Here is a 22205-nt window from a genome sequence, read left to right as displayed (position 1 = left end):
AGCCGTTTTTTCGTGAATCCATTATTTTTTATTGATCGTGATGACTTTCTTCGTCACGTTGCCACCGAGGTCAGTCACTTCAAATGTGAAAGTGTTTTGTCCCTTTGTTACAGGGAGCGAGACGGTTTCGGTACGTGAGAATGCGCGCATCGCATAAGGTTCTTTCAACGTATGACTCCATTTCAAATCACCGTTGACACGGAGTTTGATGTCGTCAAAGTTATCCGTCACTTGAACTTTCACGTTCACAGAGTTTTGTTTCGCCGAAACGTTTTTCGGCACGTTGCTGATTGAGAGCGTCGCATCCGTAGAATCGACAAAGATTGGACGGACAAAGTTCGTCACGTTACCAGACGTGTCTTCCGCGATGAAACGAATCTTGTGGAATCCATCTTCATACGAACGTGTCGTATTGAACGTGTATTGTTTTGCAGCTGCGTCATACGTGAGTGGTACGTCCACATCGTCGACAGTGAACGATACAACGTCAGAGGCATCTTTGATTTGACCGATGATCGGTACAATCGATGAACCGTAAGGAGACAGGGCGAGTGGTGCATCGACAAAGACTCCTGGTTTATCTGCGTCATTTTCTGTAGATACGTCGCGTGTGATCACGTTACCCGCATTGTCTGAAACGCGAACCGATAGTTGGTCCGTTGATTCAAGTGGCGCATCGAGTGTGAAGTTTGCTGTATCTTTTGCTTCTTTCGCAACAACTTTCCCATTAAGAAGGAATTCGATACCGTTGATGCCTGCAAAGTCGTCGGATGCTTTGACACTAGCCACACCTTCGTTCCAACGAATCGTGAAACGAGGATCCGTGTAATCCACTTTCACTGGAATCCGTAACGTCTGGGCTTGTTTTTTCATGTAGTCGATGCTCGCTTCAATTTCGTAGTAGTACGTTCCTTTCGGCGCCATCTCTCCGTTCAGTTTTCCGTCCCAAGCGTTATCTGACGTGTAGTAGTATGGGTCACCGCTTCCACCATCAAAGTAGTTCTTTCTCAATTCTTCTTCGATTTTAAGGGTACGAAGGACGTTTCCTTTTTCATCGACGATCCGATACTTGACGTCTTTCGCATTTCGTAAGAGCGAGTAGACCGGGGTAGCCGTGTCTTTTGAACCGTCCCCGTCAGGCGAAATCGCTACCGCTTCTTCATCTACAGACTCATCAAGTTTCTCTCCTAAATAGTTCCCGGCCGCATCGACCAATCCAGAGATTCCATAGAATGAACCATCTTCATAAATCGTTTCGTCAAAGATTGGTGCTTTGCCCCAATCGCCTTCGAATCCGACGAACGGGACAACGAGTGACGGGTTGCCGTCTGTCCCACGTGGGTCAGTCAAGCGTAGGAATCCATCGACGAAATAACCATTCTCAAAGACTGATTTTGCAGATACCGTTCCTTCTAACGTCTCAGGATTAAGTACTTGTGCCTTCGAGACATCAATCGATACGGTGATTTCTTTCTTTTGTTTTGCCTTCAACGTGACTTTACTTGTGTTTTTGCCATTGATCTTAATGATTGCTTGTTGAAGCGCCTGAGCTTCCATCGCATTCTGAATGACGCCATCCTTGTTAGTAACGGCAAGGTCTGTCTGGAGGGAAGCGGCCACATCGTATGTGAGTGATTCGTCAGACATGTTTTCAACGACAATCGTGAACTTCGCCTTACTCTTCGACAATTCTTTTAAAGCGACTTTCGCTTCTTTCGTCTTCTTCTCATACGCGACTGCCGGAGATGTGACGGCCGCATGGAGTTGCATGAGACCAGCTCCTGCCCGACGTGGTGAATATGGAAGAGACTGCTTCAATTCTTGGTTATACGGTCCGATGTCTGTGACGGGCTTCGAAGTATTGAGTAGCAAGTTCTTTGCCATCGTCACACGAGCCGCTCCGCTCAAGTCGAAATCGCGATCGACGCGTTCAAGAACAAGAGCTGCACCGCCGGCAACGTGAGGTGCGGCCATCGATGTTCCGCTCATCAAACCGTATTGGTTGTCGTTGAACGTTGAGAAAATTTGACCGCCTGGGGCTGAAAGCTCCGGCTTGAAGTCAAGGTTCGGTGTGACACCCCAAGATGTGAAATCAGACATTGCGCCTGCCGAACGGTTGTTGACGCTGATTCGGTCACCAGCAAACGTGAGTTGGAGCGGTCCATCCGCTAATTTCTCTTTTAATTCGTTCCCGTCTTGGATGCTGAGTGATGCCATCGGGATGAGTGGTTGATCGAGAGCCATAGACACATAGTCTCCGTGTGAGACAGCGCCTCGTACGATGACACCGGCTGCCCCTTGTGCCTCAGCCGTTTTTTGAATCTTCGAGTAGAAGTATCCTCCATCGCGAACGGCGAGGACGAGCTTTCCTTTCACGTCTTTACCAGCATAGTTTTCTGGTTGCCCATCTCCGACGTAAACGACGTCATATGTACCTTCCGAGAATGCAGGTCCATCTTGTTTCTTCCATCCGATTTTTTCGTCACCGACGCGGAAAGCGTCCAATTGAATTTGATCGTTCTCGAGTGAAGCGACCGATGTCGATGCTTGGCTTACGCTTGGAGCCCCGACAACACCCGTATCAGGGTTTGAAGCCGTTGGTAAGTCAAAGCCATGTCCGAAGTATGCTGAGTTCCCAGCAGAGATGGACATGAAGACACCGTTGTCTACAGCGCGTTGAACGGCTTGTTGTTCAGGAGAGTCGGCTTCGACAAAACCTGCTGTTGAACCAAGACTCATGTTGATGACGTCTGCTCCTAGCTTGATCGCATCGTCAATCGCTTTAATATAAATATCTCCGTATGTAGATGCGTAATTCGGGTCGTTACTGAATACTTTAAGACCAAGGATTTGAGCTTCAGGTGCGACCCCTTTAATTCCACCGTTTTCGAGATCACCGTTTGCAGCGACCGTCCCTGAGACGTGCTGACCGTGCATGGAAGCGCCAGGTGAGTCATCTTTAATATCATCATTTTCGTCGTAGTAATTATAGGCGTATGGGACTTTCTCATTCACATATTCACCAGGTAGACCGAACGAAGTGATGGCCTGATCGACTTCTGATTTCGTCAATTCTGCCGTTTTCGAATCTGTGATTCGGTAATCTCGGTGGTCGGCATCAATTCCCGAGTCGATGACAGCGACGACGGTGCCTTCCCCGGCAAATCCGTAATCTCCCCATGTTTGTTCGGCTTGTACCATTCCGTTACTTGTGACCATATCTGGTTTCACTTCAGGACGTTCATACTCGTTGACGACATGGACAGTCGCTACTTCAGGTAGAGCTTCAACTTTAGCGATTTCACTTGTTGAGAGGAAAGTGGAGAAGCCGTTAAAAACGGTCGTGAACTCTTCAATCGGTGTAGCAGTCACGCCTTGTTTTTTCAAAGCGGATTTTGCGCGTTTTTGTTCAGACTGTACAGATTGTTGTGCCTTGTTTTGTTCTGATTTCGTCAACTCATTAAATTTTTTCCCTTTTTGCGCTGCTTCTGCGATTGCAGGTGCACCGACGAGTTCGACGACGACTCGGACTTTTTTCTGTTTCTTTTCGAGCTCAATTTTTGGTTTGATGGAAGCTTCTGCTGAAACAGATGACGTACCCGCTTGAATCAACACAGGTGTTAAAGCAATACATGTAGCAAGTGAAGCGTTTAAGTAGACTTTTCTTCTTGACAACGTGTTTACCCCCTAATATTTGTTATTACCTGTAAAAAACAAAGATTTCCTCTTGCATTGTGAACTATCATATCGTTGTTCAGGGGAAAAAGAGTGGATTTTTTCGTAAAGTAGGGGAGTGTTTTTGCACAAATTTAAATGTTCAGACAATTACTAAAGACCTGAATCATAAGACCTATATCAAATTTTGGTGATCGTCAGAATCACGCGAATGACTTGAAATGTTCAAAAAAACCTGTTAATGTAACGTTAATGTTAAATACCAATAAAACATATCAATTTAGTCAGAATTAAGGATGGGGTGGCGCTATGAATTTACCATTCATGGATATCTTCAAGGATTGGGCGAAAGATTACGATACGGCAGTCGGGGGGCATGACGAACAATATCATGAAGTATTTGTCGGATATGATCAAATGCTTGATGACGTTGCGTTACACGTTGAAGGAACGGTCTTGGAATTTGGTGTCGGCACAGGCAACTTGAGTGCCCGAATTTTAAAGGGACATCCTTTAATTGCAATCGAACCTTCTCCAGAAATGAGGCAGATTGCAATTGAGAAGTTGGGCATATCGGTCGAACATGGAGATTTTCTCCGTTATCCAACGTTCTCACATGTCGATACGGTCGTTTCCTCGTACGCTTTCCATCACTTGACGGATTCTGAGAAGGAAACAGCGATCGGTCAATATGTTCGTGATTGGGGACATCCGAAATTCGTATTGCTTGATACGATGTTCGAATCTCCACACGCACGTCAAGAAATTATTGACTGGGCTACGGAACAAGGCTATTCAGACTTGGTCGAGGATTTAAATCGTGAATATTATCCATATACGACAACCATTCGTACGATGCTAGAGGCGAATGGATACAACGTGACAATGACACAGAAAAATAAATTTGTTTGGCTTGTCGTCGCTACAAAATAATTAGGAGGAATTACTCATGAAAACATATAACGTTGAAAGCTTTAACTTGGATCATACGAAAGTTCAGGCTCCATTTGTCCGTCTCGCCGGTGTGAAAGAAGGAACGGCTGATACGATTTACAAGTATGATATTCGCTTCATCCAACCGAACGAAGGCCTCATGCCGATGCGTGCTGTTCACTCTCTCGAGCATTTGATCGCCGAAAACAGTCGTAATCATTCAGAAGACATCGTGGACATTTCGCCGATGGGATGCCAAACAGGTTTCTATTGGACGATGTTGAATGATGGGGACTATGAGCGCATGCTCGACCTCGTAGAAGCGACATTGCGCGATGCGATGAACGCGGAAGAATTGCCAGCGCAAAACCCGGTACAGTGCGGGAATGCGAACCATCATGATTTTGAGGGAGCCAAAAAATTAGCAGCTGACATGCTTGCGAAACGTGACGAGTGGCATATCGTCTTCAAGGACGAAGCGTAAGATGATTGTCCGTGACGTCTATGAACTCATCGGGGACACACCGCTCATCGAGCTCCGTTCATTACCTGTTCCAGCTACGGTAAAAGTGTACGGGAAGATGGAGATGATGAATCCGGGAGGAAGTGTCAAAGACCGACTCGGCATGAATTTGATTGAGCGGGCGATGAAACGTGGAGATGTGGCACCAGGTGGTACGGTGATCGAGCCGACAGCCGGGAATACGGGAATCGGACTCGCGCTCGCTTGTCAGCGATACGACATTCGTCTGATAACCGTGACCCCTGAAAAGTTTAGTCAAGAGAAACAAGCATTGATGCGTCTCCTTGGAGCGACCGTCGTCAACACGCCAACCGAGTTTGGAATGAAAGGCGCAATCAGTCACGCACTTGAGTTGGCTGAAGAACATGACGCATACGTGCCGGAACAGTTTTCAAATCCGGACAACCCGGACGCCTATGTCGACATCCTTTCGCAAGAGTTGTTGAAGGACGTGCCACAAATCGACGTATTTGTAGCGGGGGCGGGTTCAGGAGGTACGTTCACTGGTGTCGCCAAAACGTTAAAACCACAGGGGACGAAAACTGTTGTCGTGGAGCCGGTCGGTTCGATTTTGAACGGCGGTGAGCCAGGTCCACATAAAACAGAAGGAATTGGCGTCGAAAAATGGCCGCCATTTTTGGAAAAGTCTTATGTCGATGCGATTCATACCATCACAGATGAGGAAGCCTTCTATTACGTGGCGCATCTTGCGAAACAGGAAGGATTGCTCATCGGAAGTTCTTCTGGTGCTGCCATCGCAGCATGTGTAAAGGAAGCAAATCAAATGTCAGAAGGCACGATTGTGACGATCTTGCCAGACAGTGCAGAACGATATTTAAGTCAAGGAATTGTCAAGGAGGCAGAACATGCGTACAAAGACAGCACTCATTCACGGCGGTAAAACGACCGACCCATTAACAGGGGCGGTCACACCACCGATTTATCAAACGAGCACATATAAGCAAGACGGAATCGGTAACTTACGGGAAGGATATGAGTATTCTCGATCTGCGAACCCGACACGTACCGCACTCGAGACACTCATAGCGGATATCGAAGGTGGTGTGCAGGGTTTTGCATTTGGTTCTGGGATGGCTGCCATCTCGACCGTACTCATGTTGTTGAAATCTGGAGACCACGTCATTGTCGGGTCTGATGTATATGGAGGAACGTATCGTGTATTCAATCGAGTATTTCAGTCACGAGGCTTGGAGGCAACTTTTGTCGATACATCCGATGAAACGGCGGTTCGTGATGCGCTACAAGCGAACACGAAAATGATTTATGTGGAGACACCGACTAATCCACTCTTGAACGTGACGGATATCCGAGCGATGCGCACAATTGCGGATGAGGCAGATGTCTTGCTCGTCGTAGACAACACGTTCATGACACCTTACTTCCAAAATCCAATCGACCTTGGTGCCGACTATGTCTTACACAGTGCTACAAAATATTTAGGCGGTCATAGTGACGTCGTGGCAGGTTTAGTTGTCGCACGTACGGAAGAACAAGGAGAAGCGTTGGCATTCCTACAAAATTCAGTCGGTGCAGTCCTCGGACCTCAAGACAGCTTCCTCGTCGTCCGTGGAATCAAGACACTTGCCGTTCGAATGGAAGAGATTGAATCGAACGCACGGGCGTTGGTTGAATTCTTACAATCGAATGAGAACGTGTCACGTGTCCTTCACCCGAGTGTCTCTAGTGAAGAAGCGAAACGCGTCCACTTGTCGCAAGCGCGTGGGTTCGGTGGAATGATTGCGTTTGACGTCGGTTCGGCCGAAGCGGCTGAAATGATGGTCGCGAAGACGAAGTATTTCACGCTCGCAGAGAGTCTCGGTGCAGTGGAAAGCTTGATCAGTGTCCCGGCTCGTATGACGCATGCGTCGATTCCAGCTGAGCGACGTGCAGAACTCGGGATCACGGACGGACTTGTTCGAATCTCAGTTGGATTAGAAGATATCGATGATTTAGTTGAAGATTTAGCACAAGCTCTATCCGCCATCGAACAGGTAAAGCAATAAACAGTAAGGGACGCGATTTCGCGTCCTTTTTTCATGAAACAAAAGCCTTGTATCGGAAGTCATTCATCGACTAAACTATTTTTATCTTGAAAGAGAGCGGGTGAACGTGTGAACAAGGGAGTATGGACGACAATCGGGGCCTACGTGATGTGGGGCGTCCTCCCAATCTATTGGAAGTTTTTGCAAGAAGTGCCGAGCGGGCAAATTTTGGCACATCGTATCGTTTGGTCCTTTTTATTTATTTTACTCGTATTAAGATGGACGAATCAGTGGAAAGAGTTCGGTTACGCTCTTCGCCACCCTGCCACACGAAACGCATTCATGTTGAACGGATTCATCGTCAGTGCAAACTGGTTCGTGTACATATGGGCTGTCAATCACGGTTATATCATCGAGGCATCCCTCGGCTATTACATTAATCCGCTTGTCAGTATGGTGTTAGGGGTGCTCGTCTTTCGGGAATCATTAAACCGAGTCCAATGGATGGCGGTCGGGATCGCGTCAATCGGCGTCCTCGTCTTGACGCTTGGATATGGCTCGTTTCCGTGGATCTCGTTCGTATTAGCGAGTACGTTTGGTTTTTATGGAATGGTGAAGAAGCGGCGACCTCTCGCTTCAACAGTGAGTCTTGGGATTGAGACGTTAGCAGTCGTTCCTGTCGCGCTCATCTTTCTCAGCAATCAGGTCGTCACGGACCAGATTGCCTTCGACATGTCACCGATGATTTGGGTCGCATTGCTAGGAACCGGTGTGGTGACGGCGCTTCCGCTTCTTTTGTTTGGTTACGGGGCACAACATATCCCGTTCACACTCGTCGGATTCCTTCAATTTATCGCACCGACACTTAGTCTGATTATTGGAGTCGTCATGTATCATGAACCGTTCACAGCATATCATGTCTTCGCATTCACATGTATTTGGCTGGCCATCTTCTTTTTCAGTTGGAACAGTTGGGTCGTCGCTCGTAAACGTCGTCAACTCATTTAAATTTGGAAGCTGTTACATCTCGAAAAAACATGGTAATATGTTAGATGTCAGACTTATTTGTCAGAGGAGGAAATGAATAATGGAATTAGCCCGTTATATCGACCACACAGCTTTAAAAGCTGAAACAACAAAAGATCAAGTTACAAAACTTTGTGCAGAGGCGCTCGAATATAAGTTCGCAAGCGTCTGTGTCAACCCGACATGGGTCAAATATGCTGCGGAGCAACTTAAGTCGGATGACGACGTCAAAGTATGTACAGTCATCGGATTCCCACTCGGAGCGAACACGCCTGAAGTGAAAGCGTTCGAAACAAAAGACGCGATCGCAAACGGTGCGGATGAAGTCGATATGGTGATCAATATCGCAGCACTCAAAGACGGCGACTACGACCTCGTAGAGCGTGACATTCGTGCGGTTGTCGAAGCGGCAAACGGTACACTCGTCAAAGTCATCTTTGAAACGTGCATGCTTACAAAAGAAGAAATCAAGAAAGCTGCTGAACTTTCAGTGAAAGCTGGAGCAGATTTCGTCAAAACATCAACTGGTTTCTCAACTGGTGGCGCAACGGTCGAAGACATTCGTCTCATGCGTGAAACAGTCGGACCAGACCTCGGCGTAAAAGCTTCAGGCGGTGTTCGTGACTTCGAAGGAGCGAAAGCGATGATCGATGCTGGTGCGACACGCATCGGTGCTTCAGCTGGTATCGCAATCGTCACAGGCGGACGTTCAGACAGCGACTATTAATAAGTGGTTGACCACACGACTTAATTTCACTATAATATGATATGACGTGTGAAACACGTTTCCTTAGTCGTGTAATTCGGAGGGAGGGAAAACTAGTGGAAACTCGTGTCCGTAAAAACGAATCGCTTGAAGACGCTCTTCGTCGTTTCAAACGCGGTGTTTCGAAAGATGGCACACTTGCCGAAGTTCGTAAACGTCGTCACTACGAAAAGCCAAGCGTAAAACGTAAATTGAAATCAGAAGCTGCGCGTAAGCGTAAGAAATTCTGATTCCAGTTTCATTGTGTAGAGAGGGTGTTGGCTCATGAGTCTTCAAGAACGCTTGACGGACGACATGAAGCAAGCCATGCGCGCTAAACAAAAAGATCGTCTCACGACGATCCGGATGGTAAAAGCGTCGCTCCAAAATGAGGCTATCAAACTAGGTCGTCAAGATCTTACCGAGGAAGAGGAACTCACGGTGCTCAACCGAGAGATGAAACAGCGCAGAGACTCCCTCCGAGAATTCGAAAGCGCTGGTCGTGAAGACCTTGCTTCCAAAGTAGCAGAAGAGATTGTCGTCCTAGAAGCCTATATGCCTGAACAACTTTCAGAAGATGAAGTGACTGCGATCGTCCAAGCAGCAATTGCTCAAACGAACGCATCCGCTCCATCTGATATGGGTAAGGTGATGGGCGTCGTCATGCCGCAAGTCAAAGGCAAGGCAGACGGTGGTCTTGTGAACCGAATCGTCAAACAACAATTGACGAATTGATGAAAAAGCAGAACTTTTCGGGAAACCGAAAGTTTCTGCTTTTTTTTGCGTATTCTGAAACCACATTCATTCTTGTTTCGTATACACTAGAGATAGGAGATAGCTTTGAATTTGGAAGGGGGTAGCAAGACGATGACATTTGGTCTCGGAGTGATTCTGACAGTCTTTTTTGTCGGAGTCGTCCTTCTTGGAATTGAAGTGTTCGTTGCAGGGTTTGGATTGTTCGGTTTGCTTGGGATCGGAGCGGTCGTTGCCAGTTTGATCATGGCGGGTGCGACAATCGGTCAGCTATGGCTCTCCATCGGTTTGGCGGCAGCGGTGCTCACTGGACTTGGGTTCTGGGCATACCGCCGATTAAGTACGAATCGTCCGCTCATTTATAAAGGGTTGATTTTGACGGATTCGACATCGACCGAAAAAGGTTACTTGTCCCATGATGACCGTAAACAACTTCTCGGGAAAGTCGGTGTGACGTTAACACCACTTCGCCCGGCCGGTACTGCCGAAATCGACGGAGAACGTATTGACGTCGTGACAGAAGGTGGCTATCTCGATCAGCAGACAAAAATTCAGGTATATAAAGTGGATTCAGGGCGGATTGTCGTTCGGACCTTTATAGAACCGAAGGAGGATGTAACAGAATGACACCAGAACTATTGACGACGTTACTCATTACAGGTGGAGGATTGATTGCGCTTGCTGTCTTCTTCACGTTTGTACCAATCGGATTATGGATCAGCTCATTCGCAGCAGGTGTACACGTCTCGATTTTCACATTGGTCGGGATGCGCCTTCGCCGCGTCGTACCATCAAAAATTGTTAACCCATTGATTAAAGCAGTCAAGGCGGGTCTCGGTTTAAACACGAACCAACTCGAAAGTCACTTCTTAGCGGGTGGTAATGTTGACCGTGTCGTAAACGCATTGATTGCGGCACACCGCGCAAACATCGAATTATCGTTCGAGCGTGCCGCTGCCATTGACTTGGCAGGACGTAACGTACTTGAAGCCGTACAAATGTCGGTTAACCCTAAAGTCATTGAGACACCATTTATCGCCGGTGTGGCAATGGACGGGATTGAAGTGAAGGCGAAAGCACGTATTACAGTGCGTGCCAATATCGATCGTCTCGTCGGTGGTGCGGGAGAAGAAACGATTATCGCCCGTGTCGGGGAAGGTGTCGTATCGACAATCGGATCGCAAAACAATCATAAGCACGTACTTGAGAACCCAGATATGATTTCACGTACCGTACTCACAAAAGGTTTGGATTCAGGTACGGCGTTTGAAATTCTCTCGATTGATATTGCAGATATCGATATCGGTAAGAACATCGGGGCGGTCCTGCAGACTGACCAAGCCGAAGCAGATAAAAAGATTGCCCAAGCGAAGGCGGAAGAACGTCGTGCGATGGCGATTGCTCGCGAACAGGAAATGAAGTCTTCTGTAGAGGAAATGCGTGCGAAAGTTGTCGGCGCCGAAGCGGAAGTGCCACTCGCGATGGCCGAGGCGTTGCGTAACGGTAAACTCGGCGTCATGGATTACGTGAATTACTTGAACGTTCAAGCAGATACGGAAATGCGTAAAGCGATCGGGTCACCTATCGATTCTGAATCAGATAGTGAGTGATAAATATGGATGGACTATGGGTACTTTTGTTAGCAGCCTTCGGAATCGCCTCGGCGGTGATGAAGCGGCTTGAAAAGTCATCGTCTTCAGGCGACCGTCCTCAGAGCAGTGAACTGAAACGCTACTTGGATTCGGTCGGAGACGTGATGAAAGAAATTGAATCGGCGTTTGACGACTCCGAATCAGAACAAAAGCCAGCACCACAAAAGGTGAGACGTCGGATAGCGCGTACCGAAGAGCGACCAGCTCCTCGGGAACGTCAAGTCGAGATGCCGAAAGTGAGTGCGCAGTTTGAACAAGCGGTGAAAATCCCTCCAATTCAGGAGGAAATTAAACCGCGACAACTGAAAGTTTCGAAAAAACAAATGCGGGAAGCTGTCATTTGGAGCGAGGTATTACAACCTCCGGTCTCGAAACGAAAGAAGTAAGGCAAAGGCAGTAACCTCGCGTTACTGCCTTTTGCATGGGGAAAATACACGGTCTTTCTTTCACGATAGGCGTGATAGTGCTAAAGTAAAAGAGGAATAACCGATATTTAGAGGGGGCAACGTATCCATTGATTATGACTGATAAAATACCTTTCGTCATGGAACATGCGAATGAAGCACAAGCTTTACTCGGACCGAAAGATGAAGTGTTCCAAGCGATTGAGACAGAATTGAAAGTGGCACTTATTCCAAGAGGCGAGGAATTGATTATCCAAGCCGATACTGGAGAAGCACTAGAATTGACAAAACAAGTCATCCTCACGTTACAGACGTTAGTGAAAAAAGGTGCACGTCTTAACGAAAGTGACGCCATCAGTGTCATTCAACATATCCAAGTTGGAAAGGGAGACGAACTGCTCGAACATTATGAGCGTGTCGTCTTCACGACTAACAAGGGAAAACCGATTCGTGCTAAAACAGTTGGGCAGAGTCGCTATGTTCGTGCAATCGAACGACGAGACCTCGTCTTTGGAATCGGACCGGCTGGAACGGGTAAAACGTATTTAGCAGTCGTGCTAGCGGCGCGCGCACTAAAAGAAGGTCAGGTGAAACGGATTATCTTGACACGACCTGCCGTAGAAGCAGGCGAGAATCTTGGGTTTTTACCAGGTGATCTGAAAGAAAAGGTAGATCCGTATCTTCGGCCGTTATATGATGCCTTATTCGACGTCTACGGCGTCGAACAGACGAATCGCTTATTAGAACGAGGGACAATCGAAGTGGCCCCTCTCGCCTATATGCGTGGACGTACGTTAGAAGATGCGTTTGTCATATTAGATGAGGCACAAAACACGACGAAAGAACAAATGAAGATGTTTTTGACGCGACTCGGTTTTGGATCGAAGATGGTGGTCACGGGGGATTTGACACAAGTCGATTTACCGAAAGGCAAGGCGTCAGGTTTACAAGAGGCGTTACGCTTATTAGAGGGTGTGGATGGGATTCACTTTGAACACTTCAGCGCGTCTGACGTCGTCCGCCATCCACTCGTTAAGAAAATTATCAACGCCTATAGTACAGACCTCACATAAGGACGATAGTGAGGTAAACGATCGTGAAAGGGGGGCACACGAATGCAGCAAGCCAAACATTGGACAGTCGCGACGATTTCGCTGATTTTCTTTCTCTTACTAGGTGCCATTCTATACTTCACCGTGCGCCCATCCATTATTAGTGTGGAACCGTTAGGGATTGCCGAACAGGACATCCGGTCTCCGATTACGGTTGAGGACCGAGTGGCGACTGAACGGTTGAAACAAGAAGTAACGAACGGTGTCGGCAGTCAGTTTTCGCTCCGTCGGGAATTTGCCGACCAACAAATTGCTAAAGTCGAGCAATTGTTCGCAGCGTTCGACCAGACCGATGAAGAGACGGAACTTGCAGATATTAAGAACCGTCTGAACTCGACGGAAGCGAGCGGGGTACTCGCGGACGAAGAGTTGAACTCACTCCTCGAGGCGACGGAAGATACGCGCCAAACCGTTGAAGACGTGACGGTAACGGCTTTGCAACAAGTGATGGATGATCGAATTGAAACGAGTAATGAAGCGGTCGCAGCGGCCAGAGACCGCGCGGCTGCAATCGTTGATCAATCACCACTTTCGTTTGAATTCCGTGCAATCGCAAAAACATTAAGCGATGAACTCATCGTTCCGAACTATGTGTTTGACTCTGAGGCGACTCGTCAAAAAGAACAAGAAGCCGTCGATGCAGTCGATCCTGTCATCATCCAAGAAGGGCAACTTCTTGTCAGTCAAGGGGAAGTCGTCACGCGTGAGATTTATCGGAAGCTAGAACTCACTGGAGCGATCGATCCGAACCGGTCACTCGCTCCACTGTTCGGATCATTCTTATTGAGCGGATTATTGACGGGCGGGTTCTTATTCATGCTTATCCGTTCGAAAATCAAAGATCTATTACTAAGCCCGAAAATATTAGTGACCGTCTATGGGTTGCTTCTGTTACAACTCGGTATCTTCTTTGGCGTCGGATACATCGGCGTCGACTACACGACGTATGCTTATCTTTTGGCACCGACCGCCTTCGTCGTATTATTACTACGTATCTTGATTGACGAGCGTGTCGCCCTCGCATCGGCGTTCATTACCATGATTGCGGGGAGTATCGTCGTCACATTCGGACAAAGCACGAACTTCATGACATTGGTATATGTCGCGACCGGAAGTTTCTTAGCCGTCTTTTTAGTCGAACCAAAAATTCAGCGGAAACGCTTGTTCTTGTCGGGCGTCTTACTCGGCATCGTGAATATCATCATGGTCATCGCGTTGCTCTTATTGCGAAACGTTCAAGTGACTTGGGAAATGGCGATGTACCTATCTGGGTTCGCCGTCATCAGCGCCTTGCTATCGATCGTGTTGACATTTGGATTCTTGCCCTTCCTAGAGCCATGGTTTGGCGTCTTGTCGTCTGGTCGACTCGTCGAATTGATGAGTCCGACACATCCATTGCTCCGAAAGCTCTTGATGGAAGCGCCTGGCACGTATCACCATAGTATGATGGTGGCAAACTTGGCGGAATCGGCATGTGAAGCCATTGGGGCGGACGGGTTACTCGCGAGAGTGGCGAGCTATTACCATGACCTTGGGAAAACGGAACGTCCTCTTCACTTCATTGAAAATCAGCAAGGTGGAGGGAATCCGCACGATCGTCTGACACCAGAAGAGTCCGCTGACATCATTATGGCTCACCCTTATGACGGGGCCGATCTATTGAGACGCTATAAACTACCAAAGGAAATCATCGATATTGCTGAGCAACATCATGGGACATCTTTATTGAAATACTTCTTTGTCAAAGCGAAAGAAGATCAGGAGAAAGATGTGGTGGAGTCCCGATATCGTTATCCTGGTCCGAAGCCTCAAACACGTGAAGCGGCGGTCGTCATGATTGTCGACTCAATCGAAGCGGCCGTTCGTTCGCAAAAACAACCAACTCCGGAGAAAATCCGGATGCTCGTTCGTGCCATCATCCGTGATAAACTGGCAGACGGACAGTTTGAAGACTGCGATTTGACGACAAAAGAAATTTGGCGCGTCGGTGAGAGCGCATGCGAGACGTTGACGGGCTTGTTCCACGAGCGAATTGAATATCCAGAACTAAAGAAAGAGGGAGAACTACATGCAAATCATCTCGAACGATGAACATGAATTGTTGACGGTGTCTCAAATCGAGCTTGTCGAGTCGATTCTAAAACATGCCGCACAATTAGAAGAGGTCGAAGAACCGAGTGAATTGTCGGTCACGTATTTAACGAATGAAGAAATCCATGAGGTGAATCGGGAGTGGAGAGGAAAAGATGCTCCGACCGATGTAATCAGCTTTGCCTTTGATGAGATGGGCGAAGACGAAATGGACTTCACTCTCGATGAGGACGAACCGCATCTCCTCGGAGACTTGGTCATCTCGGTGGAACGATGCCGCGAACAAGCAGCGGACTACGGACATTCCTTTGAGCGAGAACTCGGTTTCTTGGCCATCCATGGATTCCTTCATCTGTTGGGATATGACCATATGACGCCAGAGGAAGAGGCGGAAATGACCGCAAGACAAGAGGAAGTTCTCACTCATTTCGAGTTAAAGCGAGGCAACGTGTGAGACCGTTTCGTGTGGCATGTGAGGGAATCTTCCATGCCATTCGGACAGAACGGAATATGCGTGTCCATCTCATATCCGCGTTACTCGTATTTGCTGTCGCGATTTGGCTACAAACGACAAGGATGGAAAATCTCGTCCTCCTTGCCTGGGTGACACTAGTCCTGAGTTTAGAGCTCATGAACACGGCAATCGAACGGGCGATCGACCTTGTCACAAAAGATGTCCATCCGCTCGCGAAGCAGGCGAAAGACGTGGCCGCGGGTGCCGTCCTCGTCGCTTCAGTCGGAGCGGCTGTGACAGCACTCATTATATTCGGTCCAAGGCTATGGAACGTGCTATACTAAGAGTTCTGAAATTGAGAAAGCAGGTGCATTATGTATCAAGAAGATTTTAAATCTGGTTTCGTGTCAATCATTGGTCGGCCGAACGTCGGGAAATCGACATTCCTCAACCGCGTGATCGGTCAAAAGATTGCCATCATGTCGGATAAACCACAAACGACACGAAATAAAGTACAAGGTGTATATACGACGGATGATTCTCAAATCATTTTCATCGATACACCGGGAATCCATAAACCGAAACACCGCCTCGGCGACTTCATGATGAAAGTGGCGACGAACGCCCTTCGCGAAGTCGATGCGATTCTTTTCATGGTGAACGTGACGGAACCTCGTGGTGCCGGAGATGATTTCATCATTGAAAAATTGAAAGGACTCGACACACCTATCATTTTGGTGATGAATAAAATCGACTTGATTCACCCGGATGAACTGCCGAAAGTGATTGAGCAATATACAAATGAATTGGACTTTGCAGCGTACGTCCCAATCTCGGCATTACAAGGTAATAACGTCGAACCACTCCTAGGAGAAATTAAGAAATTGTTACCTGAAGGACCGATGTACTACCCGGCCGATCAAGTGACGGACCACCCGGAGCGATTTATCATCTCAGAGATGATTCGCGAAAAAGTGTTGCATAAGACGCGAGACGAAGTCCCGCATTCGATCGCTGTGGCAATCGAATCAATCAAGAAACGTGATAACTCGGAGATGATTGATGTTGAAGCCGTCATCATGGTGGAACGCGATTCACAAAAAGGAATCATCATCGGGAAAAAAGGGACGATGCTCCGTGAAATCGGGACAGATGCTCGTCAAGACATCGAGGCGCTTCTCGGCACGAAAGTGTACTTGAACCTTTGGGTCAAAGTCCAGAAAGACTGGCGTAACAAGATGGGTCAGCTTCGTGACCTCGGTTTCCGCGACGACGAGTATTAAGCCATGTTACAAAAAGTCACGGGAATCGTCATTCGTACCGTCAATTATGGTGAATCGAATAAAGTCGTGACATTGTTTTCAGAAGAGCTTGGCAAAGTTGCGATTATGGCACGAGGCGCAAAAAAACCGGGGAGCCGGTTTCATGCCTCGAGCCAACCGTTTGTAGAAGGTGTGTATATTTTCCCATCTAGCCGTGGGCTCGCTCAGTTAAAATCATCCGATGTTATGACTTCTTATCCAGAGATTCGAAAAGATGTCGATCGGATGGCGTACGCCATGTATTGGTTAGAGCTCGTCGACCGGTCTGTCGAGGATCGGGTACAAAATCGTCCGCTCTTTCGGATTTTACAGGATGCGCTTCAAGCATTGAATGCGGGGATGGACGCAGATGTGATCACCCATCATCTCGAACTGCGTATCTTGCATCTTCTAGGTGTTTCCCCTGTGCTGACAGGGTGCGTCCGCTGTGGAGACGTGACGGATCCGATGTATTTCTCGGTCGCCTCTGGCGGTTTTTTATGTGGACGGCATCGAGAAGAGGGAGCGGTTCGATTATCAGAACGTCTCGCCAAATTGCTTTACTTGATGAGCAAACATGAGCTGTCGGAATTTCGGAACGTACCGTTATCGAACGAGTCTAGACTCCTCTTGCGTCAACTCTTTGATGCATACATGGAGTCTTATAGCGGACTACGATTGAAGACGAAACGAGTGCTCGACCAAATGACCCGTCTTCATCTGAATGAGGATTGACTTTTTAAACCGAATTCGATACGATGAGTTACGATTAGACAAATGAAATAGCGTGCGCGATGAAGGAAAAAAGTAACTCTTCCTGTCATGAATGAAGCGAGTTCGGGGTGGTGTGAGCCGAGCGTCATGAGAAGAGTGAATGGCGATTCCAGAGCGCCCACATCTTTTAAGAGTGGCCCCGTTGTTGGGGCAAGTAGGGTGGAACCGCGGGAATCAATCCCGTCCCTATGTGCTAGGCACATAGGGGCGTTTTTTGTCGTTTCAATACTATTGGAGGTGTCATTTATGAAGCATATGACTATGCAAGAAATCATTCTCACGCTACAAAAGTTTTGGGCATCGAAAGGTTGTTTGACGATGCAAGCGTACGATGTAGAAAAAGGGGCGGGTACGTTAAACCCAATGACTACATTGAGAACGTTAGGACCAGAGCCTTGGAACGTTTGTTACACGGAACCGTCACGCCGCCCGGCTGACGGACGTTACGGGGAGAACCCGAACCGCCTGTATCAACACCATCAGTTCCAGGTGATCATGAAACCGTCGCCGAGCAACATCCAAGAGTTGTACTTAGAAAGTCTCGAGTTGATTGGAATCAACCCGCTCGAACATGACATCCGCTTCGTCGAAGATAACTGGGAAAACCCGACATTCGGAGCAGCCGGTCTCGGTTGGGAAGTATGGCTGAACGGGATGGAAATTACGCAATTCACGTATTTCCAACAAGTTGGAGGAATCGAGTGTGACCCAATTGCGGTTGAAATCACATACGGTCTTGAGCGCCTCGCTTCGTACATTCAGGAAGTCGAGAGCGTATTCGACCTCGTTTGGACGGATGGATTCAAGTATGGAGACATCTTCTATCAACCAGAGTTCGAACACTCAAAATATACGTTCGAGTTATCAGACGTCGATATGCTCTTCACGCTATTTGACACATATGAGAAAGAAGCAAAACGTGCTCTCGAAGAAAATCTCGTCTTCCCTGCGTACGATTACATTTTGAAATGTTCACATACGTTTAACTTGTTAGACGCAAAAGGTGCGATTTCCGTGACAGAGCGGACTGGATTTATCCAACGCGTCCGTAATATGTCACGCGCGTGTGCCGCTAAATTTATTGAAGAACGGGAGCGCCTCGGTTTCCCACTTTTGAAACAAGAGAAAGCAGGTGACTTGAATGCGTGACCTTTTATTAGAGATTGGATTAGAAGAACTACCGGCTCAATACGTCTTGCGCTCAGAGAAGCAATTGGCAGAGCGCATCGATGCGTTCTTGAAAGAAGCGCGTGTTGAATTTGGTTCAATCGATGTGTATTCTACACCTCGTCGTTTAGCTGTAATCGTTCGCGATGTGGCAGAGACACAACAAGATTTGACGGAAACTCTTCGTGGGCCTGCGAAAAAGATTGCTCAAGATGCTGAAGGGAACTGGTCGAAAGCGGCAGAAGGATTTGCCCGTGGTCGTGGATTAACAGTAGAAGACTTATACTTCGCCGAAGAAAAAGGTGTTGAATACGTCTTCGCAGAACGTCATGAGGCGGGTCAAGATACGATGTCGTTATTGAACGGCCTTGAAGATGTCGTTCGGAGCTTGACGTTCCCGAAAAACATGAAGTGGGGAACGAGCAGTTTACGCTACATGCGTCCGATTCGTTGGTTGATTGCCCTCTTCGGTCAAGACGTCATTGACTTTACGATTGAAGGCGTGAAAACAGGGAATGTGACGAGAGGTCACCGTTTCCTCAGCAAGGGAGATGTCGTCGTCGAGTCACCTGCTGAATATGTGAAAGCGCTAGAGGCTGCATTTGTCATGGCAAGCTACGAGACACGTAAAGCCGAAATCGAACGTCAAATTCAAACGCTCGCGACAAATCAAGGGTGGACGATTCCGCTTGATGCCGACTTGTTAGAGGAAGTCACGAACTTAGTCGAGTGGCCGACTGCCCTCTTTGGTGAATTTGATGAGACGTATCTTGACTTACCGGAAGAAGTTCTCATTACAACGATGAAAGAGCACCAGCGCTATTTCCCGGTATATGTTGATGGAACGTTGAAAAACTATTTCGTTACCGTTCGAAACGGGAACGCCGATCATCTCGAAAACGTCGCACGTGGGAACGAAAAGGTCATCCGTGCGCGTCTTGCGGATGCGGTCTTCTTCTACGAAGAAGACAAGAAGACAAAAATCGATGATCAGCTTGCACGTCTCGACCGAATCGTCTTCCACGAAAAATTAGGAACGACTGGAGCGAAAGCGCGACGTGTGACCGAAATCGCACAAGCCCTTGCTCCTTTGTTTGATGCGGACCTTGAAAAAGTAAATCGTGCTGGTGCGATTCATAAGTTTGATCTTGTCAGCCAGATGGTTTACGAGTTCACAGAGCTTCAAGGAATCATGGGTGAGAAGTATGCCCTTCAACAAGGTGAGGACAAGGAAGTAGCTGCGGCGATTCGTGAGCACTACATGCCACGTTTCGCGGGTGATTCGTCTCCGGAGACGGCAACAGGTGCCGTGCTTGCTCTCGCAGATAAGCTCGATTCGATTGCTGCGTTCTTTGGTATCGGCATGATTCCGAGTGGTTCACAAGATCCGTTCGCACTTCGTCGGCAAGCACAAGGGGTCGTACAAATCCTTGGGGATTGGAAGATTGACCTCTCAATCGACAAACTTCTTTCGAAAGTTGTCGAATTACAACTGGAGGCAGGACTCTATGAAGCCGATAAAGAACAAGTCAAGGCACAGCTCGTGGAGTTCTTTACACTTCGCTTGAAATATCGCTTGCAAGAACAGCAAGTTCGCTATGACGTGATTGATGCCGTGTTGACGACTACGCTTACGGTGGACCGTCTTGATGCTCGTGCACATGCGATCCAACAATTCGTTTCGACGGACGCGAAGTCATTGATCGAGCAATTGTCACGCGTCGTCAATATCTCGAAAAAAGGTGAGCCAGGAGACGTCGATCCGTCATTGTTTGAAAACGACCAAGAGGTTGCATTACATGAAGCGATTGAACAGACTGCTCCTGATGCGATGAATGCCGTTCAAACAGGAGACTACAACAAAGCGCTTCAACTTCTTCAGACGCTTGAATCACCAATTATGATGTATTTCGAACATACAATGGTCATGAGTGATGACGAGGCGGTACGCCAAAACCGACTCCACGAAATGAACCGACTTGCTACGACGATTAAGAGTGTCGCAGACTTCAACGCGCTCGTACTCTAACAAACTAGAGGGGGTTGGCTATGCAACTGAATGAACGCCAACAAAAAATCGTCGAGATTGTAAAAGAAAATGGACCGATTACAGGGGAGCAAATCGCGCAGGAATTATCGCTGACGCGTGCGACCTTGCGTCCAGATCTTGCGATTTTGACGATGACAGGAATACTTGAAGCAAGACCTCGCGTCGGCTACACGTTCGTTGGCAAACGGAATTCGTCGATGCTCCGCGAAAAGCTAGATTCCTTAACGGTCGGAGATTTTATGTCCTCTGCGAAAGTCGTTCGGGACGAGATGACGGTATATGATGCGATTGTCACGCTCTTCTTAGAAGATGTGGGCTCGCTGTTCGTTGTCGGACGTGACAGAGAACTCGTAGGGGTACTGTCACGTAAAGACCTCCTCCGCGCAGCAATTGGGAATCAAGATTTAGATCAATTGCCGGTCAACGTCATCATGACACGCATGCCGAATATCACGGTTTGCGAGAAAAGCGAGACATTGATTCGTGCGGGAATGAAATTGATTGAGAAGCAAATCGATGCCATGCCGGTCGTTGAAGAGAAGGATGGCAAATTGATTGTTCTCGGTCGGATGACGAAAACGAACATGACGAAGGTGCTCATTGCGTTAGCGAACGATGAGTCGATTTGAGGAGGAAACCGATTTGACTACGAAACAACTCGTTTTTGTGGTAAGTGACTCGGTCGGAGAGACATGTGAGCTCGTCGTCCGAGCAGCGAGTATCCAATTCCATGAGAATGCGATTGATACGCTTCGCATCCCATTCGTTGAGGATGAGCAGACGATTATCGATGTGGTCACACAAGCGAAGGCGCAACACGCAATTATTGCATTCACGCTCGTCAATGAAGAGCATCGCGCGCTTCTCATGAAACTCGGGGAAGAACATCAGGTCAAGACGGTTGACTTGCTCGGTGATTTGCTCGATGTCTTATCGGGACAGCTGAAAGAAGCCCCACGTGAAAAACCGGGACTCATCTATCGCTTGGACGATGATTACTTTCGTAAAATCGAAGCGATGGAATTTGCCGTCAAATATGACGATGGTCGAGACCCGCGTGGTCTGAAAAAAGCCGACATCGTACTCGTCGGCGTCTCGCGAACATCGAAGACACCCCTGTCTCAGTATTTGGCGCTGAAGCGATATAAAGTCGCGAACGTCCCACTCGTACCAGAATCACGACCTCCAGAGGAGTTATTCGACTTACCGGCAGAACGGTGTGTCGGGTTAATCATCTCTCCAGAGAAGTTGATTTCGATTCGAATGGAGCGCCTCAAGTCACTCGGTTTGAAGCCGGAAGCGGACTACGCACAACTTGAACGAATCAATCGAGAGCTCGAATATGCTCGCGGGATTTATGAACGAATCGGTTGTGATGTGATCGATGTGACGAACAAGGCGGTCGAAGAGACGGCGGGCATTATCTTACGTCATCTCGAACAATCAAAAGACGACTAATGTGCATAAGTGTTTCAATTAGTAATCGTTGCTTTGAGAGGGTATAATAGAGTATTGACAGTACAGTGAAACGGAACGTGATGA

General features: G+C 47.8%; 22 protein-coding genes. 21 read left to right on the top strand and 1 reads right to left on the bottom strand.

What is annotated here, in order from left to right; translation table 11 throughout:
- Positions 1–21: 21 nt before the first annotated feature.
- The gene (locus LCM29_RS06060; RefSeq protein WP_224861492.1) at positions 22–3675 is read right to left on the bottom strand and encodes a S8 family serine peptidase; all 3654 of its coding nucleotides are present in this window, start codon (positions 3673–3675) and stop codon (positions 22–24) included.
- Between the two features lie 309 nt (positions 3676–3984).
- Between LCM29_RS06060 and LCM29_RS06055 the strand changes: the two genes are divergently transcribed.
- The 21 genes from LCM29_RS06055 (at position 3985) to LCM29_RS05955 (ending at position 22121) form a co-directional block, all read left to right on the top strand.
- On the top strand, positions 3985–4608 hold the full coding sequence (locus LCM29_RS06055; protein ID WP_214782286.1) for a class I SAM-dependent methyltransferase: 624 nt from the start codon (positions 3985–3987) through the stop codon (positions 4606–4608).
- A 16-nt stretch (positions 4609–4624) separates the two neighbouring features.
- Complete coding sequence (locus LCM29_RS06050; RefSeq protein WP_074033378.1) at positions 4625–5092, top strand: S-ribosylhomocysteine lyase; 468 nt, start codon at positions 4625–4627, stop codon at positions 5090–5092.
- 1 nt (position 5093) lies between these two features.
- A complete protein-coding gene (locus LCM29_RS06045; RefSeq protein WP_224861490.1) occupies positions 5094–6032 on the top strand; it encodes a PLP-dependent cysteine synthase family protein in 939 nt (312 codons plus the stop codon).
- On the top strand, positions 5998–7155 hold the full coding sequence (locus LCM29_RS06040; RefSeq protein WP_214749236.1) for a bifunctional cystathionine gamma-lyase/homocysteine desulfhydrase: 1158 nt from the start codon (positions 5998–6000) through the stop codon (positions 7153–7155). The genes LCM29_RS06045 and LCM29_RS06040 overlap by 35 nt, the downstream gene beginning before the upstream one ends.
- 108 nt (positions 7156–7263) lie before the next feature.
- Complete coding sequence (gene rarD, locus LCM29_RS06035; RefSeq protein ID WP_214693116.1) at positions 7264–8142, top strand: EamA family transporter RarD; 879 nt, start codon at positions 7264–7266, stop codon at positions 8140–8142.
- A gap of 79 nt (positions 8143–8221) precedes the next feature.
- The gene (deoC, locus tag LCM29_RS06030) at positions 8222–8887 is read left to right on the top strand and encodes a deoxyribose-phosphate aldolase (protein WP_214749232.1); all 666 of its coding nucleotides are present in this window, start codon (positions 8222–8224) and stop codon (positions 8885–8887) included.
- 74 nt (positions 8888–8961) lie between these two features.
- Entirely contained in the window at positions 8962–9156 is a 195-nt protein-coding gene (gene rpsU / locus LCM29_RS06025) for a 30S ribosomal protein S21 (protein WP_029334745.1), read from the top strand.
- A gap of 34 nt (positions 9157–9190) precedes the next feature.
- Positions 9191–9640, top strand: coding sequence for a GatB/YqeY domain-containing protein (locus LCM29_RS06020; protein WP_074033373.1), 450 nt, complete (start codon positions 9191–9193; stop codon positions 9638–9640).
- A 105-nt stretch (positions 9641–9745) separates the two neighbouring features.
- Positions 9746–10285 carry an NfeD family protein gene (locus LCM29_RS06015; RefSeq protein ID WP_224861488.1) on the top strand — a complete coding sequence of 180 codons (540 nt, stop codon included), beginning with the start codon at positions 9746–9748 and terminating at the stop codon, positions 10283–10285.
- Positions 10282–11268, top strand: a complete 987-nt coding sequence (gene floA / locus LCM29_RS06010; RefSeq protein WP_074033371.1) for a flotillin-like protein FloA — start codon at positions 10282–10284, stop codon at positions 11266–11268. Before LCM29_RS06015 ends, floA begins: the two co-directional genes overlap by 4 nt.
- 5 nt (positions 11269–11273) lie before the next feature.
- Positions 11274–11696: a hypothetical protein gene (locus tag LCM29_RS06005; protein WP_214749229.1), complete on the top strand. Its 423-nt coding sequence runs from the start codon at positions 11274–11276 to the stop codon at positions 11694–11696.
- A gap of 134 nt (positions 11697–11830) precedes the next feature.
- On the top strand, positions 11831–12787 hold the full coding sequence (locus tag LCM29_RS06000) for a PhoH family protein (protein ID WP_074033920.1): 957 nt from the start codon (positions 11831–11833) through the stop codon (positions 12785–12787).
- A gap of 42 nt (positions 12788–12829) precedes the next feature.
- Positions 12830–14917, top strand: coding sequence for an HD family phosphohydrolase (locus LCM29_RS05995; RefSeq protein WP_224861486.1), 2088 nt, complete (start codon positions 12830–12832; stop codon positions 14915–14917).
- Entirely contained in the window at positions 14895–15371 is a 477-nt protein-coding gene (ybeY, locus tag LCM29_RS05990; RefSeq protein WP_214782295.1) for an rRNA maturation RNase YbeY, read from the top strand. Before LCM29_RS05995 ends, ybeY begins: the two co-directional genes overlap by 23 nt.
- Positions 15368–15715 carry a diacylglycerol kinase family protein gene (locus LCM29_RS05985; RefSeq protein ID WP_224861484.1) on the top strand — a complete coding sequence of 116 codons (348 nt, stop codon included), beginning with the start codon at positions 15368–15370 and terminating at the stop codon, positions 15713–15715. Before ybeY ends, LCM29_RS05985 begins: the two co-directional genes overlap by 4 nt.
- Before the next feature lie 30 nt (positions 15716–15745).
- Entirely contained in the window at positions 15746–16654 is a 909-nt protein-coding gene (era, locus tag LCM29_RS05980) for a GTPase Era (RefSeq protein ID WP_074033366.1), read from the top strand.
- A 3-nt stretch (positions 16655–16657) separates the two neighbouring features.
- Positions 16658–17407, top strand: coding sequence for a DNA repair protein RecO (recO, locus tag LCM29_RS05975; RefSeq protein WP_224861482.1), 750 nt, complete (start codon positions 16658–16660; stop codon positions 17405–17407).
- Positions 17408–17701: 294 nt separating this feature from the next.
- Positions 17702–18595 carry a glycine--tRNA ligase subunit alpha gene (glyQ, locus tag LCM29_RS05970; RefSeq protein WP_198930010.1) on the top strand — a complete coding sequence of 298 codons (894 nt, stop codon included), beginning with the start codon at positions 17702–17704 and terminating at the stop codon, positions 18593–18595.
- Complete coding sequence (glyS, locus tag LCM29_RS05965) at positions 18588–20642, top strand: glycine--tRNA ligase subunit beta (protein WP_224861480.1); 2055 nt, start codon at positions 18588–18590, stop codon at positions 20640–20642. Before glyQ ends, glyS begins: the two co-directional genes overlap by 8 nt.
- Before the next feature lie 20 nt (positions 20643–20662).
- Positions 20663–21292, top strand: coding sequence for a helix-turn-helix transcriptional regulator (locus tag LCM29_RS05960; protein ID WP_074033362.1), 630 nt, complete (start codon positions 20663–20665; stop codon positions 21290–21292).
- A complete protein-coding gene (locus LCM29_RS05955; protein WP_214693090.1) occupies positions 21279–22121 on the top strand; it encodes a pyruvate, water dikinase regulatory protein in 843 nt (280 codons plus the stop codon). Before LCM29_RS05960 ends, LCM29_RS05955 begins: the two co-directional genes overlap by 14 nt.
- Positions 22122–22205 lie beyond the last annotated feature (84 nt).

It is taken from the genome of Exiguobacterium aestuarii, from assembly GCF_020171655.1.
GTDB classification, from domain to species: Bacteria; Bacillota; Bacilli; order Exiguobacteriales; family Exiguobacteriaceae; genus Exiguobacterium; species Exiguobacterium aestuarii_A.
Note: the sequence above shows the minus strand (reverse complement) of the source record. Positions and strands in the feature narration are given on the sequence as shown.